Source organism: Lacinutrix salivirga, assembly GCF_053604675.1.
On sequence record NZ_JBSHNP010000103.1, the window covers coordinates 90,128 to 106,839 of the forward strand.

Consider the following 16,712-nt stretch of genomic DNA (forward strand, 5'->3'; position numbering starts at 1 on the left):
ACAGAATACAGCAATTAAAAAAGAAAAAATGAACACAAAACAAACACTGGTAAACGCAAATGGTCACGATTTAAATAGTTTTGATTATAATGAAGTTGGAGACGACCATCTTTACACTGGTTTGGAAACACCATTAAAAGCAGATGCTTTTAAATTATCCGATGACGAAAAAAAGAAACGCATAGCAATTCTTTTTGAAGAAATTATGGATGTAATGGGATTAGATTTAACAGACGATTCTTTAAAAGGCACACCAAAAAGAGTCGCAAAAATGTATATTGATGAAATATTTTCTGGATTAAACCCTAAAAATAAGCCAAAAATTGCTTTATTTGACAACAAATACCAATACAATCAAATGTTGGTGGAGAAAAACATAACCTTCTACTCCAACTGCGAGCATCACTTTGTACCAATTATAGGCAAAGCTCATGTGGCTTATATTTCTTCAGGAAAAGTAATAGGCTTATCAAAATTAAATCGTATTGTACAGTATTATGCTAAACGTCCTCAGGTACAAGAACGCTTAACAAATCAAATAGCAGAAGAGCTAAAAGCAACATTAAAAACAGATGACGTTGCAGTTATTATAGATGCTAAACATTTATGTGTATCTTCTAGAGGAATTAAAGATGAGTCTTCTGCTACAGTAACAACTTTCTATGGTGGACAATTTAATTCGCCTGAGAAAATAGCCGAATTACAAAATTATTTAAAACAGTAGTATTATGAGTATTGTAGAAAAAGCAGTAGAATTTGCAGAAAGAAAGCACAAGTTTATTACCACTAGTGATCGTATTCTTGCATCGAGAGAAGCTAAAGATTTAATACTTGGAGTTAACGAGCTTTATAAAGAAAATAAAGATCCAGAATTAATGGATTTAATGAAGCGATTAACAGTTATTAAACAAAAAATCGAAAAACGATTAAAAGGAAGACCATCTGCAGCATAAGTTGTAGATATCTTATAAAAAGACATATAAGTGGTATTAATTAGCTTGGGTAAAACCAACTAATACCACTTTTTTTATACCAAATTTTAAAAAAAATATGAAACATTTAGTTATTATTGGAGGAAGTAAAGGCATTGGAAAAGCCATTACAAATACATTTTTAGAAACACATAAAGTCACTAATATTAGTCGAAGCGCTCCAGAAATCTCACACGCAAATCTTACACACCATTCTTGCGATATTTTAAACGATGAATTACCAGAAATTGAAGCTATAGATACTTTAATATATTGTCCAGGAAGTATTAACCTCAAACCAATTGGACGTTTAAAATTAGACGATTTTAGAGCAGATTTCGAAATTAATGTACTTGGAGCAGTAAAATCAATCCAAAAATATATTGATCCTTTAAAAAAAGGCAAGCAACCTTCGATTGTGTTATTTAGTACTGTTGCTGCAAAATTAGGTATGCCATTTCACGCCAGTGTTGCTGCCTCAAAAAGTGCTGTGGAAGGCTTAGTAAAATCTATTGGTGCAGAATTAGCTCCAACTGTAAGAATAAATGCCATTGCACCAACAGTTACAGATACAGATTTAGCTTCTAAACTGCTGAGAAATGATAAAATGATTGAGAATATGAAAGAGCGCCATCCACTAAAAAAGTTCTTAAATCCTCAGGAAGTTGCAGATATGACTTCGTTTTTAACCTCTAACAAAGCGGCTTCTATTTCTGGTCAAATTTTTGAAATGGATTGTGGTATTGTAAGCTTTAAACTCTAAATAATTATGAATCCCTTAAAAGCTTTTATTGCAACATTATTTAGTAAAACTAAACCTAGAGTAATCGATAAAGAAAATTTGCCTAGCCTATATGATATTACGATTAATAGTTTACAAAACAAACCCATTAATTTATCCGATTTTAAAGGGAAATATATTCTGTTTGTAAACGTCGCTTCAAAATGTGGATTTACTTCACAATACAAAGAGTTACAATCGCTTTACGACACACATAATAATAAGTTAGTAGTTATTGGAGTGCCTTGCAACCAGTTTGGTAACCAAGAACCTGGAGATGCTAAAACCATCGAAAATTTTTGTGAAGTAAATTATGGAGTCTCGTTTTTAATTACAGAAAAAATTAAGGTTAAAGGAACTCAAACGCATCCATTATACCAATGGTTAACGCAAAGAGAAAAAAATGGCGTAAGCAACTCTAATGTTAAATGGAATTTTCAAAAGTATTTGGTAAGTCCTAATGGTGAGCTAATAGATTATTTTTACTCTAATACCAGTCCTAAAAGCACTAAAATAACAAAACACTTAAATTAGTAAATTATGTTTGGATTATTTAAAAAGAAAACGAAAACCGAAAAACTTCAAGAAAAATACAATAAGCTTATGGAAGAATGGCATAAGCTTTCTAATATTAATAGAGCTGAAAGTGATAAAAAATATGCCGAAGCTAACGCTGTTTTAGAAGAAATAGAACTGCTTAAAAACAAATAAAATGAAGTTTTACAAACTACTTTTAGTGTTTTTAGTTATTAATTTTGGAGGCCTAGCCATTGGCAGTTGGCTAATGGATAATGGTCCAATGAGCGATTGGTACACTAATTTAAATAAAGCACCTTGGACACCTCCTGGTTGGGTTTTTGGTGTGGCTTGGACTTTAATAATGATTTGTTTTTCAATATATCTAGCCTCTTTATTTCAAAAAGCAGAAAGGGTACAACTTAAATTAGCGTTTGCTTTCCAAGTAGTATTAAATGTGATTTGGAATTATGTTTTTTTCAATCAGCATTTAGTAGCCTTAGGTTTAGTCGTTATTGCAGCGTTAACTGTTGTTATTTTTACATTTTTCTTCAGTAATTTTAAAACAGTAAAAAGCAAAAGCTACCTCTTACTTCCTTATATGATTTGGCTATTAATTGCAACATCATTAAATGGATATATTCTTTTAAATAATTAATACGATTTCCGTTTAACGGAAATACAAACACATTTTTTTAGATGAAAATTTACAGACTACACAAAAAACAAAACTTACCTATAACAAAAGCAGAAGCTTGGGAGTTTCTATCAAGTCCTAAAAATTTAAAAACAATTACACCAGATTATATGGGTTTTAACATCCTTTCTGGAGCAGATAGGCCAATGTTTGCAGGACAAATTATACAATACATAGTTACACCTGTTTTAGGCATAAAAACAAAATGGGTTACAGAAATAACACACGTTAAAGACAATGAATATTTTGTAGATGAACAGCGTTTTGGACCTTATGCACTTTGGCACCACAAACATTTTATAAAAGAAATTGATGGAGGTGTAGAAATGGAAGATATTATAGATTATAAAGTGCCTTTTGGTATTTTAGGACAATTAGTGCATCCTTTTATTGTAAAGCCAAAATTAGAAGAGATATTTGACTATAGAACTAAAAAATTAGAAGCACTTTTTGGTACCTATGCTTCAAAATAAATAGATTTTTGTAATTTAATGCTAAACGGATACCTTCTTCAATAAAACAAAATACATAATGAGTAAACAAGTAAATATTTTTTGGTTTAGACGCGATTTAAGATTAGACGATAATTTAGGATTGTATTCGGCTTTAAAAGCAGATAAGCCAGTACTACCTATATTTATTTTTGATAATGAAATTTTAAACGAATTACCAGAAGATGATGCCAGAGTAACTTTTATTTTCGATACGTTACAGGATATGAGAGCAACACTCCAAGAAGAGCACAACAGCAGTATCGCAATGTATTATGGTAAACCAGAACGTATATTTAAGCAACTCATTAAAGACCACGACATTGATAGTGTGTTTACCAATCATGATTACGAACCCTATGCTACAGAACGCGATACCACTATTAAACAGTTACTTTCTGAGCATAATATTAAGTTTAAAACTTTTAAAGATCAGGTGATTTTTGAAAAAGACGAAGTGGTAAAAAAAAATGGCGACCCTTATAAGGTTTATACGCCATATATGAAGGTTTGGAAAGAAAAATTTAAATCACACGATTTAGAAATATATTATACCAATAATTATTTAGACAATTTAATTGAGCATACCAGATTACCAAATGTTACACTTTCTGATATGGGCTTTAAAAGTGCCAGTCAAAAAATTAAAGACTACACAGTAACACCAACATTAATAGATAATTACGAAGCGACAAGAAATTATCCTGCACAAGATGCCACTTCCAGATTAGGACCACATTTACGTTTTGGTACAGTAAGCGTTCGCAAAATGGTAAAAAAAGCGACAGCTCAAAAGAACGAGGTTTTTTGGCAAGAACTTATTTGGCGTGAGTTTTTTATGCAAATTCTTTGGCACTTTCCGCACACACATAAAGATGCTTTTAAGCCTAAATACGATAGTATTAAATGGCGAAACAACGAGAAAGAGTTTGAAGCTTGGAAACAAGGCAAAACTGGCTACCCACTTGTAGATGCAGGAATGCGACAATTAAACAAAACAGGATTTATGCACAATCGTGTTCGTATGCTAGTTGGTAGTTTTTTATGCAAACACTTACTAATAGATTGGCGTTTAGGCGAAGCGTATTTTGCCTTAAAATTACACGATTATGATATGGCAAGTAACGTTGGCAATTGGCAATGGGTTGCTGGTTCTGGTGTAGATGCTTCACCATATTTTAGGATTTTTAATCCAACCACTCAAATAGATAAGTTTGATAAAGATAAAAAATACATTAAAAAATGGGTTCCTGAGTTTGAAACCGACAGCTATGTCGAGAAAATAGTAGATCACAAAAAAGCAAGAGAACGCTGTTTAGAAGTGTATAAGGAGGCTGTGAGTTAAAAAATATTTTATAATTTCTTTTTAAAGTTTATAAAAACAAACAAGTAATTTATTCCGTAAAAAACACACAATCTGCTGTTTTCTAAAATTTTATTATCTTTAAAAAAACAAAACAACAATTAATTATGAATACAAGAGAAGTCGCTCAAAAATGGGCTAATATGTGCAGAGAAGGCAAAAACCTAGACTGTATAAATGAGTTATATGCAGAGAATATAGTAAGTAGAGAAATGCCAGGAATGCCTGGAGAAGTGATTTCTGGAAAACAAAACGTTTGGAATAAAAGTAAAGAATGGATGGAAAGCGTAGAGGATTTTCATTCTAGTGAAATAGGAGAACCAATTGTAGCAGGTAACTTTTTTAGTGCGAAAATGAGTTTTGATTGTACGTTTAAAGAACGTGGAAGACAAAAAATGGAAGAAGTTTGTGTTTACGAAGTTAAAGATGGAAAAATAGCTAGCGAACAGTATTTTTATAGTATGGAATAAGTTAGCTGTTAACTAAAAATCAAAAAAACCTCGAAACTTTTTAGTTATCGAGGTTTTTTTATGCGTTATAAGTTTAAATATTAATTTCCTTCTAATCGTTCTATTTTAGCTCCAATAGCTTTTAAACGTTCAACAATTTTTTGGTAACCTCTATCAATTTGTTCAATATTATGTATTGTGCTTGTTCCTTTAGCAGATAATGCTGCAATTAGCAATGAGATTCCTGCTCTAATATCTGGAGAGACCATTGTAGTCGCTTTTAATTGCGATTTAAAATCGTGTCCAATTACTGTTGCTCTATGTGGATCGCAAAGTATAATTTTTGCTCCCATATCTATTAATTTATCGACAAAAAACAAACGGCTTTCAAACATTTTTTGGTGTACTAATACTTCGCCTCTTGCTTGAGTAGCGACTACTAAAACAATACTCAATAAATCTGGTGTAAATCCAGGCCAAGGCGCATCTGCAATAGTTAAAATAGAACCATCTATATAGTTTTGTATTTCGTAACCGTCTTTATGAGCAGGCACGTAAATATCGTCTCCTTTGCGTTCTACAGTAATTCCTAATTTACGAAACACATCTGGTATTTGTCCTAAATCGTCCCAACTTACATTTTTAATAGTTAGTTCGCTTTTAGTCATTGCAGCCAACCCAATCCAGCTACCAATTTCAATCATATCTGGTAACATGGTGTGCTCTGTTCCACCTAATTCCTTAACACCTTCAATAGTCAACAAATTAGAACCAACACCTGAAATTTTTGCTCCCATTCTATTCAGCATTTTACATAATTGCTGTAAATAGGGTTCGCAGGCAGCATTGTAAATTGTAGTTGTTCCTTCGGCCAAAACAGCTGCCATTACTATATTTGCTGTTCCTGTTACTGAAGCTTCGTCTAAAAGCATGTTTGTACCAACAAGTTTATCGGCTTCTACACCATAAAAATAATCCTCGCGATTATAACGAAATTTAGCGCCTAAATTAATAAACCCTTCAAAATGAGTATCTAATCTTCGACGTCCAATTTTATCGCCTCCAGGTTTTGGGATATACCCTTTACCAAAACGTGCTAAGAGTGGTCCAACCATCATTATAGAGCCTCGTAAGCCACTACCTTCTTTCTTAAAATCGGCAGTTTGCATATAATCCAAGTTAATAGCATCTGCTTTAAAAGAATAAGAGCCTTCACTTAATTTATTAACCTTAACTCCTAAATTCCCTAAAAGCGTGATGAGTTTGTTAATATCTATAATATCTGGAATATTATTTAGAACTACTTTTTCTGGAGTAAGCAAAACTGCACATAATATTTGTAAGGCCTCGTTTTTTGCTCCTTGAGGTTGAATGTTTCCTTTTAATTGATGACCTCCTTCAATTTTAAATGTTCCCATAAAATGGATTTAATAGCGTTTTCTGTTTCTATTATTATTGTTATTCTTTTTATGATGAGATTTTTTACTACTAGAATTACTGTTTGAGTATTTTTTCTTGCTTCTCATTAAACTTGTAGCATCAGATAAATCTTCATCAGAATTTTTTAAATTAATCTCACCATTAGATAATTCAAATAAGTGATTATATATAACTTGGTCATCCACTGTATCTTTATTCCAATTTAAAAAACACTTTTTCATGTGGTTAGCAATAGTAAATTCTAAAGCCTCACGCATTTCTCCTGGTTCCCAAGTACGAGCCACATCAATCATTGTTTTTATGTTGTTACCATAGAACCTGTATTTTGGAAAATTTTGTGGGTATTTTAAAGGCTCTGGAGCTTCTGCTAATTGCTCTTTAGAAGGCTTAGGGTAAGGGGAATCTGCATCCAACTCAAACTTAGACATTATAAATAATTGATCCCAAAGCTTGTGCTGAAAATCTGTAACATCACGTAAATGAGGCTGCATATTTCCCATCACAGCAATAATGGCTTTTGCTAATTTATTTCGCTCTTCTTTTGTTTCTCGTGTTTTAGCGTAATTTATCATTTTTTGAATATGGCGTCCATATTCAGGAATAATTAAATGCTCACGTTCTGTGTTGTACTCTAAATCGTCTATCAAAATAATTGTGTAGAATTAAATGTTTTGCATTGAAGTTTCTATGCATCCGCAAAATACAAAAAAATATTAAAGACTAATGACGCCTTCTACATTTTCTGCAACTTCTAAATATTTTTTTATTACAACATCTGGATCTTTCATTCTTACGTTAACAGATACGCTTGTGTATTTTCCGTTTTTAGACTCTTTTGTTGTTATTACTGCTCCCATATTATTAAATAAGGATTCAATTTCTTTAACTTTATCTCCTTTAGAAATTACAATAAATTTATATAAATATTCTGATGGCCAACTTGTGGTTTCGTATAACTGAACCTTTAATTTAGCGTAAAATTCTTTGGATTTGCTGTCTTTGCTCATAACTATTTAATAAGTTACAAAGATAGTGTTTACTTATATTTTTTTTTAATCTTTTTTATAACGAAATTTACATCTTAAAATTGTTGATATTGAATACCAAAAAAATTGTTATTACTGGAGGACCAGGAACAGGAAAATCTTCTATAATCGAAGAATTAACAAAAAGAGGATATACTTGTTTTGAAGAAGTCTCCAGACAAATAACTTTAGAAGCCAGACAAGAAGGCATAGAGCAATTGTTCTTAGAAAACCCAATGGCTTTTAGCGATAAACTCCTTGAAGCAAGAATTAACCAATTTAAAACTGCAGAAGCCAGTAATAATGAGTTTGTGTTTTTAGATCGTGGAATACCTGATATTACAGCGTATATGGATTATATTGGAGACTCCTATCCTACTCGATTTATCGAAGCTTGCGAAAACAATCTTTATGATGCCGTTTTTATTTTAGGTCCTTGGCAAGACATTTATAAAACAGACAATGAGCGTTATGAAAGTTTTGAACAAGCCAAGCAAATACACCAACATTTACTAGACACGTATAAAAAATACGATTATGGTTTAAGAGATGTGCCTTTTGGTAGCATTGGAGCAAGAGCAGACCATATTATTAACGTGGTAAAAGCATTATAATGCAACATCCAATACAAATATTAGAACGTTATTGGAAATTTACTAGTTTTAGACCTTTACAAGAAGACATTATTACAAGTATTTTAGCTAATGAAGATACTTTTGTACTACTCCCAACAGGAGGAGGAAAATCGTTATGTTTTCAAATACCAGCTTTAGCCAGAGAAGGGATTTGTATTGTGATTTCTCCTTTAATTGCCTTAATGAAGGACCAAGTAAAAGCACTTAACAATAAAGGTATTAAAGCTTTAGCCTTAACTAGCGGAATTAAAAAACAAGATGTAGATACTTTATTAGATAACTGTATTTATGGTAATTATAAGTTTTTATATCTATCTCCAGAGCGTTTAGAGCAAGATGTGGTGAGAGACCGAATAAAACAAATGCCTGTTAACCTTATTGCAGTGGACGAAGCGCATTGTATCTCGCAATGGGGAAATGATTTTAGACCTTCTTACAACAACATATTAAGACTTAGAGATTTACATCCAACCGTTAATGTTGTGGCTTTAACGGCTTCTGCAACTCCAAAAGTAGCTGAGGATATTATAAAAAACTTAGATTTTATTAGTCCTAAAATTTTTAAACAAAGTTTTAAAAGAGACAATTTAGCGTATATGGTTTTTAATGAAGAAGACAAGCTTTATAAAACCGAAACTATTTTAAAAAAGAATAAAGCAGCTTCTATTATTTATGTAAGAAACAGAAAAGCTACAATTGAAATTAGTAACTACTTAAATTCAAAACAAATTGAAGCCACTTATTACCATGGAGGCTTATCAAACATAGAAAAAGATAAAGCATTTAATAGCTGGTTTAACAATAGTAAGCAAGTAATTGTAGCCACAAATGCCTTTGGTATGGGAATTGATAAACCAGATGTAAAAACTGTTATACACCTTAGTTTACCAGATAGCATGGAAAGTTACTTCCAAGAAGCTGGTCGAGCAGGCAGAAATGGAGAAAAAGCCTATGCTGTACTCTTAAAAGACACTAATGATGTACAAGTAGTTAAAAATCAATTTTTAAAAGCATTACCAGATTCAGAATTTACAAAACAAGTATATCGAAAATTAAACAATTACTTTCAAATCCCTTATGGAGAAGGACGTTTTGCTAATTTCGAATTTAATTTTAATCATTTTTGCAATACGTATAATTTCAACACAACAAAAACATATAATACTTTACAATTATTAGAACGAACAGGTATCATTAATTTAACTAAACAGTTTAATAAAACGAATACTATTCAATTTATAATATCTAACAACAGATTATTAAGCTATTTAAATAGCAATAACGACATTAGCACTATTGTTAAAACCATTTTAAGAACGTATGGAGGAATCATGGAGCATGAAACCAAAATAAATATGCTATTAATTGCAAACAAAGCACAAACTAAAGACGCTGTTATTACTAAAGCTCTTACTAAGCTAAAAAAAGACAATGTTATTACTTGGCAAGAATCTAAAACAGATGCCGAAATTACTTTTATAGAACCTAGAGAAGATGATTTAACTATTAACAGAATCTCTAAAATTATTGAACAACAAAACACGTTAAGACACCAACAAATTGAAGCTGTAATAAATTATGCAAATAATGATTCGGTTTGCAAACAAAAACAACTCCTTGCCTATTTTGGCGAGAATTTAGAAGAAAATTGTAACGTGTGTTCCGTTTGCATTTCTAACAAAACAAAAGCCAATCCTGTGTCTAAAAAAGAATGTATTAATGCTATTGTACTACTTTTAGAGCAAGGCGAAATTAATTCTAGGACACTTTTAGAACAGCTACCTTATAATGAAGCACAGTTAAAAAACGCTATACAGTATTTATTAGAGCACCAATTAATTACAATAACAAAACACAACACCTATAAATTATCGCATTTATGAAAAGAGACTTACGCATTATTTTTATGGGCACACCAGATTTTGCTGTCCAAACCCTAAAAACAATTTTAGAAAATGGTTATAATGTAGTTGGCGTCATTACTGCACCAGACAAACCAGCAGGAAGAGGTAGAAAAATAAACCAGTCTGCAGTAAAAGTATTTGCAGAGCAAAAAGGTTTAACCATTTTACAGCCAACAAATTTAAAAGCAGAAGGCTTTACTGCAGAGCTTGCTGCTTTAAAAGCAAACTTACAAATAGTTGTAGCCTTTAGGATGCTACCAAAAAGCGTATGGCAGATGCCAGAATATGGCACCTTTAATTTACATGCCTCTTTACTCCCAAATTATAGAGGAGCTGCACCCATAAACTGGGCTATTATAAATGGAGAAACAAAAACAGGTGTATCTACTTTTTTTATAGACGAAAAAATAGACACTGGAGCAATGATTTTACAACAAGAAGTAAACATACTACCAGAAGATAACGCAGGAGATTTACACGATACTTTAATGACAATAGGAAGCGAACTAGTAATAGATACAATAAAAAAGATAGAAACCAATACAGTAACCACTACACCTCAACCTGAAATTAAAAATATAAAAACAGCCTATAAACTAAATAAAGATAATTGTAAAATAGATTGGGAAGCCAACATAGAAACTATATATAATAAAATAAGAGGGCTTAGTCCATATCCAGCTGCTTGGTGCATATTAAAGAATGGTGAAGACACTTTAGACATAAAACTTTATGAAGCAAAAATAGAAAAAGAACCACATAATTTACCAATTGGAAGTCTTGTAACCACTAAAAAAGAAATTAAAGTTGCTGTAAATGAAGGATTTATAATAATCACTAAAATAAAACTACCAGGAAAACGATTAATGGATGCACAATCTCTATTAAATGGTTTTCAATTTGAAAATGATGCAATAGTGCTTTAAACCCTTGTTTTGACTGATATTATTAAAAAATCAAAAAAAACGCCTTCTTTATTAACAAATGGTTTAAGTTATTAACAAATAGATGTATTTCCCTTGCTATTACTTGCGTGATAGCATAATCCGTATAAATTTGTAAAGGATTTAACAAAATAATGTTATACCAACAATTTATTAATTATTTAAAATTAAAATTATGAACAAAACAGATTTAATCGATGCAATGGCAGAACACGCAGGAATTACTAAAGCAGCTGCAAAAAAAGCTTTAGAATGTGCGTTAATCGAAATTGAAGGAGCTTTACAAAAAGGTAATAGAGTTTCTTTAGTAGGATTTGGTTCTTGGTCAGTTACTAGAAGAGCTGCAAGAGACGGAAGAAATCCTCAAACAGGAAAAACTATCAAAATCAAAGCTAAAAACGTAGTTAAGTTTAAAGCTGGATCTGATTTATCTAATGCAGTAAACTAAGTTTTACAGCATAAATATTTAAAAGCCTTTACAATTGTAAAGGCTTTTTTTATACCTACAATTTGTTATTTAATAAATAAAAGCTACATTTAAGTAATAAATCATCAAATTATGATTACAATAAAACCAAAAAAAGGTCATTTATTAATTGCCGAACCCTCTATTATAGGAGACATTTCCTTTAATAGGTCTATTGTGCTTTTAACAGAACATAATACTGAAGGCTCTATTGGATTTATTTTAAATAAACCCTTAGAATACACACTTGAAGATTTAGTACCAGAAATAGAATCTAACTTTAAAATATATAATGGTGGTCCTGTTGAGCAGGATAATTTATATTTTATTCATAAAGTTCCGGAATTAATACCTAATAGCATAGAGATTTCTCTTGGTATTTTTTGGGGAGGCGATTTTACTGCTGTAGCAAGTTTAATAGCAAATAAAACTATAAAAGAGAATGATATACGATTCTTTTTAGGCTACTCTGGTTGGGAAGTTAACCAATTAGAAACTGAACTTGAGTCTAATGCTTGGGTAGTAACAGAGAATATTTACAAAAAAAATATTATTGAAAAAGACTACGAAACGTTTTGGAAAGAAAAAATGGTAGAACTTGGAGAGAGTTATAGCATTTGGTCTAACGCTCCAGAAAACCCTAGCTATAATTAAGCTAATCTTATTTTTACATTTAATTTCTGTAATAAAGTTTTAGCAACTTTAGTGTCAAAATCTTTCTTTCTATATTTAGTTATAGGTTGTATGCCTATAACCACATTAGTAATAAATAATTCGTCGGCTTTTTGTAGTTCAAATGGAGAAATAGAGTCTTCTATAAAGGTGTAGTCTTCAATTTGTTCTAAAAGATTTATGATTTGAGTTCGCATTATTCCTTTTAAACAACCATCTCCTAAAGGTGGCGTTTTAATTGTGTTTCCTTTTACTAAAAAAATATTTCCGTTTAACGCTTCTACTACATTTTTATTCGTGTTAAGTAATAAGCAATTTTGTAAATCATTTTCTTCAGCATAAATACTTCCTACAACATTAATGGCTTTATTATTAGTTTTTAAAGTAGATAATAAACTTGGTGATATATAATGGTCTTTAAATAGATCTACTTGGTAATGCTCTTCGTTTAAAAGGTAAAAATCCGATTGTAATTTTGCAGTTGAAATTACAAAATTAACAGAGTTATTTTTTGGAGCATAAAAGCCACCTTCTTCCCTAAAAACAATTATTTTTACTCGTACAGAACTATTATTTAGTGCATTACTAGTAAGGGTTTGTAGTATTTGCTCTTCAAGAAACTCCATAGTAAATAACATTGGAATTTCCATTCGCATTATGCGCATAGAAGCCATTAACCTAAAGTAATGATCTTCAAAAAATAAAATTTTATTGTGAGATACTTTAATAGTTTCAAAAACAGCATCACCATAATTAAAACCTCTATTAGTGTAAGTTATAACTTGGTTGCTCTCTGTAAGTGTTCCGTTTAAATTAATCATAAAAAAAGTCCCAAAAAAATTTGGGACAAATATAATTTAAATCTCATTTAAAATGTCACTAAGCAGAGCCTAAAACTTGCTTGAGATCAGAAATTTGATTTTCCCAAAGCATTTTAGATTCTTCAACCTCATCTTCTTCAGCAAAATCTGTAATTATTAATGAGACATCTTTAGTAATTTCATCTACTTGAATTTTTATTTCAAAAAAATAGGGTTCTTCTTCATCCACAAGCCACTTAAACTTTATGCGTTCTCCACTTTTTTTGGTTAATAATTTAGCTTGCTCTTCAGAGCCATCCCAAATAAACTTAAATAATTCTCCTCTAGAGTTTACATTATCTGCAAACCACTCAGACAAACCAGATGGTGTAGATATATATTGATATAATAATTGAGGTGAGGCGTGAATTGGAAATTCAATTTCGTATTTTACTTTATCGTCCATTTAAAACTGTTTCGTATTTAATATGTGCTCAATATAATACATTAATTAAAATTCGAGAAAACAAATTAAATAAATATTTATAAAGTTATGCTTGCTTCCAAAAATTAAGTTTTTATATTTGCAATCTCAAAATTATGGCGAGGTAGCTCAGTTGGTTAGAGCGTTGGATTCATAACCCAGAGGTCACGAGTTCAAATCTCGTTCTCGCTACTCAAAAAGACTCACACTTGTGAGTCTTTTTTTTTGCCTAATTATTACAAAAATACGTTTTAACGATAAAATATGTATTTTGTAATACATTGATAATTAATTATTTAAAAAATATATTTACATTTAATCGGATTTTTTTGCATTTAATAGGGTGTTTTTGAATTTTTTATTTAGATTTGTCATCATACTAATAAACCTCATAATTAATTCCAAATCTTATGAAAAAAATTACATTTAACCTATTTGCATTATTATTTTCTGTAGTCTTTTTGCATTCGCAAGACCTTAGTAAAGTTAAAGCCGAAAAATATATTGAAACTAAAGGCGAGCTTACTTTTACTTTTAAAGTAAAAAATCACGAAGATATTGAACGCTTTACTAGAGAGCTTTCTATAGTTAACTATGTGCCAGAAACAAAAACAGTAAAAGCTTGGGCAAACGAAAAACAATTTAGACTTTTTGAAGAAAAAGGTATAGCTTATAATGTACCTAAGGAAGAAAATGAAGTAGATTACAATACTATTTACGATAATCCTCCAATTCAGGAAAGAAGTAGTAACCAAGCAAACACATTAACATTTCCGCTTGCAAATTACCCAACTTACGCGCAATATGCACAACAAATGCAAGATTTTGAAGATGATAATCCTGGATTAGTAGAAACCTTTAGTATTGGAAGTACAGGACAAGGTGATAAAGAATTGTTGTTTGTAAAAATCTCTGATAATGTTGGCACAGACGAAAAAGAGCCTAAATTAATGCTTACCTCATCTATGCATGGCGATGAGATTGCTGGATACCCAATGATGTTAACACTTATAGATTATATACTTACTGTATATGCAAACACAAGCCATCCAGACCACTCTAGAGTTAAAAATTTAGTAGAAAATTCTGAAATATGGATAAATCCAAGCGCTAATCCGGATGGTACTTACCATAATAGTGCAAACAATACTTCTGTAGTTAATGCAAGACGTGGTAATGGAAATAATGTTGATTTAAATAGAAATTATCCAGATAATATTGCAGGACCTCATGACGATGGAAATCCTTACCAGACAGAAACATTAGCCTTTATGTGTTTAGCAGAAGCAAATAACTTTGTAATTGCTGCAAACTTTCATGGTGGAACAGAATTAGTAAATTATCCTTTTGATAATGCCTATGTAAGTCAGCACACTCATGCAGATGGAGACTGGTTTGAAGACATATCTGTAGAATATGCAACTCATGCACAAAATGATAGTGATATATTTGGAGATACAACTTATATGACTGTAGATGAAGATAGCAATGTATATCCAAGTTCAGGTGTTACTCATGGTGCAGAATGGTATAGAGTTTATGGTGGTCGCCAAGATTATATGAACTTTTACCAACAGTGTAGAGAAATTACCATTGAATTATCTGATGTTAAAATATTACAAGAAAGTCAACTAGTTAACTATTGGGAATACAACAAAAACGCACTGTTAGATTTTTTAACACAAGGAACTTATGGATTTACTGGTGTAGTTAAAGATGCAAACACTAACAACCCAATAGAAGCAAAAATTACAATAGTTGGTCACGATGCCTATGGATCTGAAGTATTTACAGATATTAATCAAGGTGATTATTATAGACCAATACAAGCAGGCACATATAGTATTCGTTTTGAAGCAGAATGTTACCAAACTCAGACCTTAACTAACCAAACAATTGCAGATTACACAACATTAACTTTACCAGATGTTTTAATGCTACCTTCTGGTAGCCCTTCTACGCCAACAAGTATGGAAGTCTGTAATGTAGGTGATACCTCTGCTTACGTATTTTGGGATTCTACAGGAAATGTTTATGATTTAAGATATCGTATTGTTGGAGCATCAACTTGGACGGTTATTTCAAATATCTATGACAGTGCTTACACACTTACTGGTTTATTAGAAGACACAGATTATGAGGTACAAACAAGAGCAAGATGTTCATCTTCTAGTCCTACATCATATACAAACTCGCAAACATTTAAAACTAAAGGAGGTTATTGTCCATCAAATGGTAACGATACTAGTGATGAGTATATAAATAGAGTTCAGTTAAATACAATTGATAATAATAATTCTGGAGATGGAACTAATGGATATTCTAATTTTAAAAACTTAAATACAGATTTAGAAATTGGATCAAGTTACAGTATTACTATTACTCCACAATGGACAGGAAGCACTTATTCTGAAGGTTATTCTGTTTGGATCGATTATAATAAAGATGGTGATTTTGATGATGCAGGAGAACAAGTATTTACTAAAGCCGCTTCTACAGATGTTACAGCTGTTGGTAATTTTACGATTCCTAGCGCAACACTTCCAGCAACAACTACTATGAGAGTATCTATGAAATATAATGGTATTCCTACTAGTTGCGAATCTTTTGGTTATGGAGAAGTTGAAGATTATACAGTTAATTTAATAGTAGGCACATTAAATGTTAATAATTTCATTGCTGATAATATTCAAGTTTATCCAAATCCATTTAACAATTCTATTGCAATACAACTACCTTCAGGATATGAAAACATGGTGTTTAATGTATTAGTATATGATTTAAGAGGCAGGATTGTATATAAAAACGCTACAGAAAATAGTAATAACAATTTACTTTCAGTTAAAGATTTAAGTCATCTTGCAAAAGGGACATACCTTCTAAAAATTGAAAATAAAGCATCTAATATATCATTTATTAAAAAAGTAGTAAAATAAATAATCGTTGTAATACACAATTAAAAGCTAAAGTGAAATATCTTTAGCTTTTTTATTTGTCTGTATTTCAAATAGTTAAAAATAAATAGTGTATTTCATCGATTATTTTTGCATTTAAAAGAGTTCAAATGTATATTT

At 31.0% G+C, this 16,712-nt stretch carries 20 protein-coding genes and 1 tRNA gene; 16 read left to right on the forward strand and 5 right to left on the reverse strand.

Going from position 1 to position 16,712, the window contains the following annotated elements:
* Positions 1–28: 28 nt before the first annotated feature.
* From folE to ACVC5O_RS07830, 9 genes are all read left to right on the forward strand, one after another.
* Positions 29–724, forward strand: a complete 696-nt coding sequence (folE, locus tag ACVC5O_RS07790) for a GTP cyclohydrolase I FolE (protein ID WP_452220913.1) — start codon at positions 29–31, stop codon at positions 722–724.
* Between the two features lie 4 nt (positions 725–728).
* A complete protein-coding gene (locus tag ACVC5O_RS07795) occupies positions 729–953 on the forward strand; it encodes a hypothetical protein (protein ID WP_452220914.1) in 225 nt (74 codons plus the stop codon).
* Positions 954–1,050: 97 nt separating this feature from the next.
* Complete coding sequence (locus tag ACVC5O_RS07800; RefSeq protein WP_452220915.1) at positions 1,051–1,734, forward strand: SDR family NAD(P)-dependent oxidoreductase; 684 nt, start codon at positions 1,051–1,053, stop codon at positions 1,732–1,734.
* A 6-nt stretch (positions 1,735–1,740) separates the two neighbouring features.
* Complete coding sequence (locus ACVC5O_RS07805; protein WP_452220916.1) at positions 1,741–2,286, forward strand: glutathione peroxidase; 546 nt, start codon at positions 1,741–1,743, stop codon at positions 2,284–2,286.
* A 6-nt stretch (positions 2,287–2,292) separates the two neighbouring features.
* On the forward strand, positions 2,293–2,463 hold the full coding sequence (locus ACVC5O_RS07810) for a Lacal_2735 family protein (protein WP_452220917.1): 171 nt from the start codon (positions 2,293–2,295) through the stop codon (positions 2,461–2,463).
* Between the two features lies 1 nt (position 2,464).
* The gene (locus ACVC5O_RS07815) at positions 2,465–2,926 is read left to right on the forward strand and encodes a TspO/MBR family protein (protein WP_452220918.1); all 462 of its coding nucleotides are present in this window, start codon (positions 2,465–2,467) and stop codon (positions 2,924–2,926) included.
* Positions 2,927–2,967: 41 nt separating this feature from the next.
* Entirely contained in the window at positions 2,968–3,438 is a 471-nt protein-coding gene (locus ACVC5O_RS07820; RefSeq protein WP_452220919.1) for an SRPBCC family protein, read from the forward strand.
* A 58-nt stretch (positions 3,439–3,496) separates the two neighbouring features.
* Complete coding sequence (locus tag ACVC5O_RS07825; RefSeq protein ID WP_452220920.1) at positions 3,497–4,801, forward strand: cryptochrome/photolyase family protein; 1,305 nt, start codon at positions 3,497–3,499, stop codon at positions 4,799–4,801.
* 125 nt (positions 4,802–4,926) lie between these two features.
* Positions 4,927–5,289: a SnoaL-like domain-containing protein gene (locus tag ACVC5O_RS07830; RefSeq protein WP_452220921.1), complete on the forward strand. Its 363-nt coding sequence runs from the start codon at positions 4,927–4,929 to the stop codon at positions 5,287–5,289.
* Between the two features lie 80 nt (positions 5,290–5,369).
* Here ACVC5O_RS07830 and murA read toward each other — a convergent pair whose 3' ends face one another.
* From murA to ACVC5O_RS07845, 3 genes are all read right to left on the reverse strand, one after another.
* Positions 5,370–6,686 (reverse strand): UDP-N-acetylglucosamine 1-carboxyvinyltransferase, encoded by a 1,317-nt coding sequence (gene murA / locus ACVC5O_RS07835; RefSeq protein WP_452220922.1) that lies wholly within the window; start codon positions 6,684–6,686, stop codon positions 5,370–5,372.
* A gap of 9 nt (positions 6,687–6,695) precedes the next feature.
* A complete protein-coding gene (locus ACVC5O_RS07840; protein WP_452220923.1) occupies positions 6,696–7,355 on the reverse strand; it encodes a DUF4290 domain-containing protein in 660 nt (219 codons plus the stop codon).
* Between the two features lie 66 nt (positions 7,356–7,421).
* On the reverse strand, positions 7,422–7,715 hold the full coding sequence (locus tag ACVC5O_RS07845; protein ID WP_452220924.1) for a DUF493 family protein: 294 nt from the start codon (positions 7,713–7,715) through the stop codon (positions 7,422–7,424).
* Positions 7,716–7,804: 89 nt separating this feature from the next.
* Here ACVC5O_RS07845 and ACVC5O_RS07850 point away from each other — a divergent pair, with 89 nt between their 5' ends.
* From ACVC5O_RS07850 to ACVC5O_RS07870, 5 genes are all read left to right on the forward strand, one after another.
* Positions 7,805–8,347, forward strand: coding sequence for an AAA family ATPase (locus tag ACVC5O_RS07850; RefSeq protein ID WP_452220925.1), 543 nt, complete (start codon positions 7,805–7,807; stop codon positions 8,345–8,347).
* Positions 8,347–10,251 carry a RecQ family ATP-dependent DNA helicase gene (locus tag ACVC5O_RS07855; protein ID WP_452220926.1) on the forward strand — a complete coding sequence of 635 codons (1,905 nt, stop codon included), beginning with the start codon at positions 8,347–8,349 and terminating at the stop codon, positions 10,249–10,251. Before ACVC5O_RS07850 ends, ACVC5O_RS07855 begins: the two co-directional genes overlap by 1 nt.
* Complete coding sequence (fmt, locus tag ACVC5O_RS07860; protein WP_452220927.1) at positions 10,248–11,198, forward strand: methionyl-tRNA formyltransferase; 951 nt, start codon at positions 10,248–10,250, stop codon at positions 11,196–11,198. The genes ACVC5O_RS07855 and fmt overlap by 4 nt, the downstream gene beginning before the upstream one ends.
* Before the next feature lie 193 nt (positions 11,199–11,391).
* Complete coding sequence (locus ACVC5O_RS07865) at positions 11,392–11,664, forward strand: HU family DNA-binding protein (protein ID WP_452220928.1); 273 nt, start codon at positions 11,392–11,394, stop codon at positions 11,662–11,664.
* Between the two features lie 111 nt (positions 11,665–11,775).
* The gene (locus ACVC5O_RS07870; RefSeq protein WP_452220929.1) at positions 11,776–12,336 is read left to right on the forward strand and encodes a YqgE/AlgH family protein; all 561 of its coding nucleotides are present in this window, start codon (positions 11,776–11,778) and stop codon (positions 12,334–12,336) included.
* On the opposite strand, the gene ACVC5O_RS07875 is transcribed toward ACVC5O_RS07870, so the two are convergent.
* Both ACVC5O_RS07875 and ACVC5O_RS07880 read right to left on the reverse strand, forming a co-directional pair.
* Positions 12,333–13,175: an aminotransferase class IV gene (locus ACVC5O_RS07875; RefSeq protein WP_452220930.1), complete on the reverse strand. Its 843-nt coding sequence runs from the start codon at positions 13,173–13,175 to the stop codon at positions 12,333–12,335. The genes ACVC5O_RS07870 and ACVC5O_RS07875 overlap by 4 nt on opposite strands.
* Before the next feature lie 58 nt (positions 13,176–13,233).
* Entirely contained in the window at positions 13,234–13,620 is a 387-nt protein-coding gene (locus ACVC5O_RS07880) for an START-like domain-containing protein (protein WP_452220931.1), read from the reverse strand.
* 136 nt (positions 13,621–13,756) lie between these two features.
* Here ACVC5O_RS07880 and ACVC5O_RS07885 point away from each other — a divergent pair.
* A tRNA-Met gene (locus tag ACVC5O_RS07885) sits at positions 13,757–13,830 on the forward strand.
* A 218-nt stretch (positions 13,831–14,048) separates the two neighbouring features.
* Complete coding sequence (locus ACVC5O_RS07890; protein ID WP_452220932.1) at positions 14,049–16,574, forward strand: M14 family zinc carboxypeptidase; 2,526 nt, start codon at positions 14,049–14,051, stop codon at positions 16,572–16,574.
* The last annotated feature ends 138 nt before the right edge of the window (positions 16,575–16,712 follow it).

Coding starts and splice junctions, on each gene's coding strand:
- folE (WP_452220913.1), top strand. CDS start 29: ATGAACACAAAACAAACACTGGTAAACGCAAATGGTCACGATTTAAAT.
- ACVC5O_RS07795 (WP_452220914.1), top strand. CDS start 729: ATGAGTATTGTAGAAAAAGCAGTAGAATTTGCAGAAAGAAAGCACAAG.
- ACVC5O_RS07800 (WP_452220915.1), top strand. CDS start 1,051: ATGAAACATTTAGTTATTATTGGAGGAAGTAAAGGCATTGGAAAAGCC.
- ACVC5O_RS07805 (WP_452220916.1), top strand. CDS start 1,741: ATGAATCCCTTAAAAGCTTTTATTGCAACATTATTTAGTAAAACTAAA.
- ACVC5O_RS07810 (WP_452220917.1), top strand. CDS start 2,293: ATGTTTGGATTATTTAAAAAGAAAACGAAAACCGAAAAACTTCAAGAA.
- ACVC5O_RS07815 (WP_452220918.1), top strand. CDS start 2,465: ATGAAGTTTTACAAACTACTTTTAGTGTTTTTAGTTATTAATTTTGGA.
- ACVC5O_RS07820 (WP_452220919.1), top strand. CDS start 2,968: ATGAAAATTTACAGACTACACAAAAAACAAAACTTACCTATAACAAAA.
- ACVC5O_RS07825 (WP_452220920.1), top strand. CDS start 3,497: ATGAGTAAACAAGTAAATATTTTTTGGTTTAGACGCGATTTAAGATTA.
- ACVC5O_RS07830 (WP_452220921.1), top strand. CDS start 4,927: ATGAATACAAGAGAAGTCGCTCAAAAATGGGCTAATATGTGCAGAGAA.
- murA (WP_452220922.1), bottom strand. CDS start 6,686: ATGGGAACATTTAAAATTGAAGGAGGTCATCAATTAAAAGGAAACATT.
- ACVC5O_RS07845 (WP_452220924.1), bottom strand. CDS start 7,715: ATGAGCAAAGACAGCAAATCCAAAGAATTTTACGCTAAATTAAAGGTT.
- ACVC5O_RS07855 (WP_452220926.1), top strand. CDS start 8,347: ATGCAACATCCAATACAAATATTAGAACGTTATTGGAAATTTACTAGT.
- fmt (WP_452220927.1), top strand. CDS start 10,248: ATGAAAAGAGACTTACGCATTATTTTTATGGGCACACCAGATTTTGCT.
- ACVC5O_RS07865 (WP_452220928.1), top strand. CDS start 11,392: ATGAACAAAACAGATTTAATCGATGCAATGGCAGAACACGCAGGAATT.
- ACVC5O_RS07870 (WP_452220929.1), top strand. CDS start 11,776: ATGATTACAATAAAACCAAAAAAAGGTCATTTATTAATTGCCGAACCC.
- ACVC5O_RS07875 (WP_452220930.1), bottom strand. CDS start 13,175: ATGATTAATTTAAACGGAACACTTACAGAGAGCAACCAAGTTATAACT.
- ACVC5O_RS07880 (WP_452220931.1), bottom strand. CDS start 13,620: ATGGACGATAAAGTAAAATACGAAATTGAATTTCCAATTCACGCCTCA.
- ACVC5O_RS07890 (WP_452220932.1), top strand. CDS start 14,049: ATGAAAAAAATTACATTTAACCTATTTGCATTATTATTTTCTGTAGTC.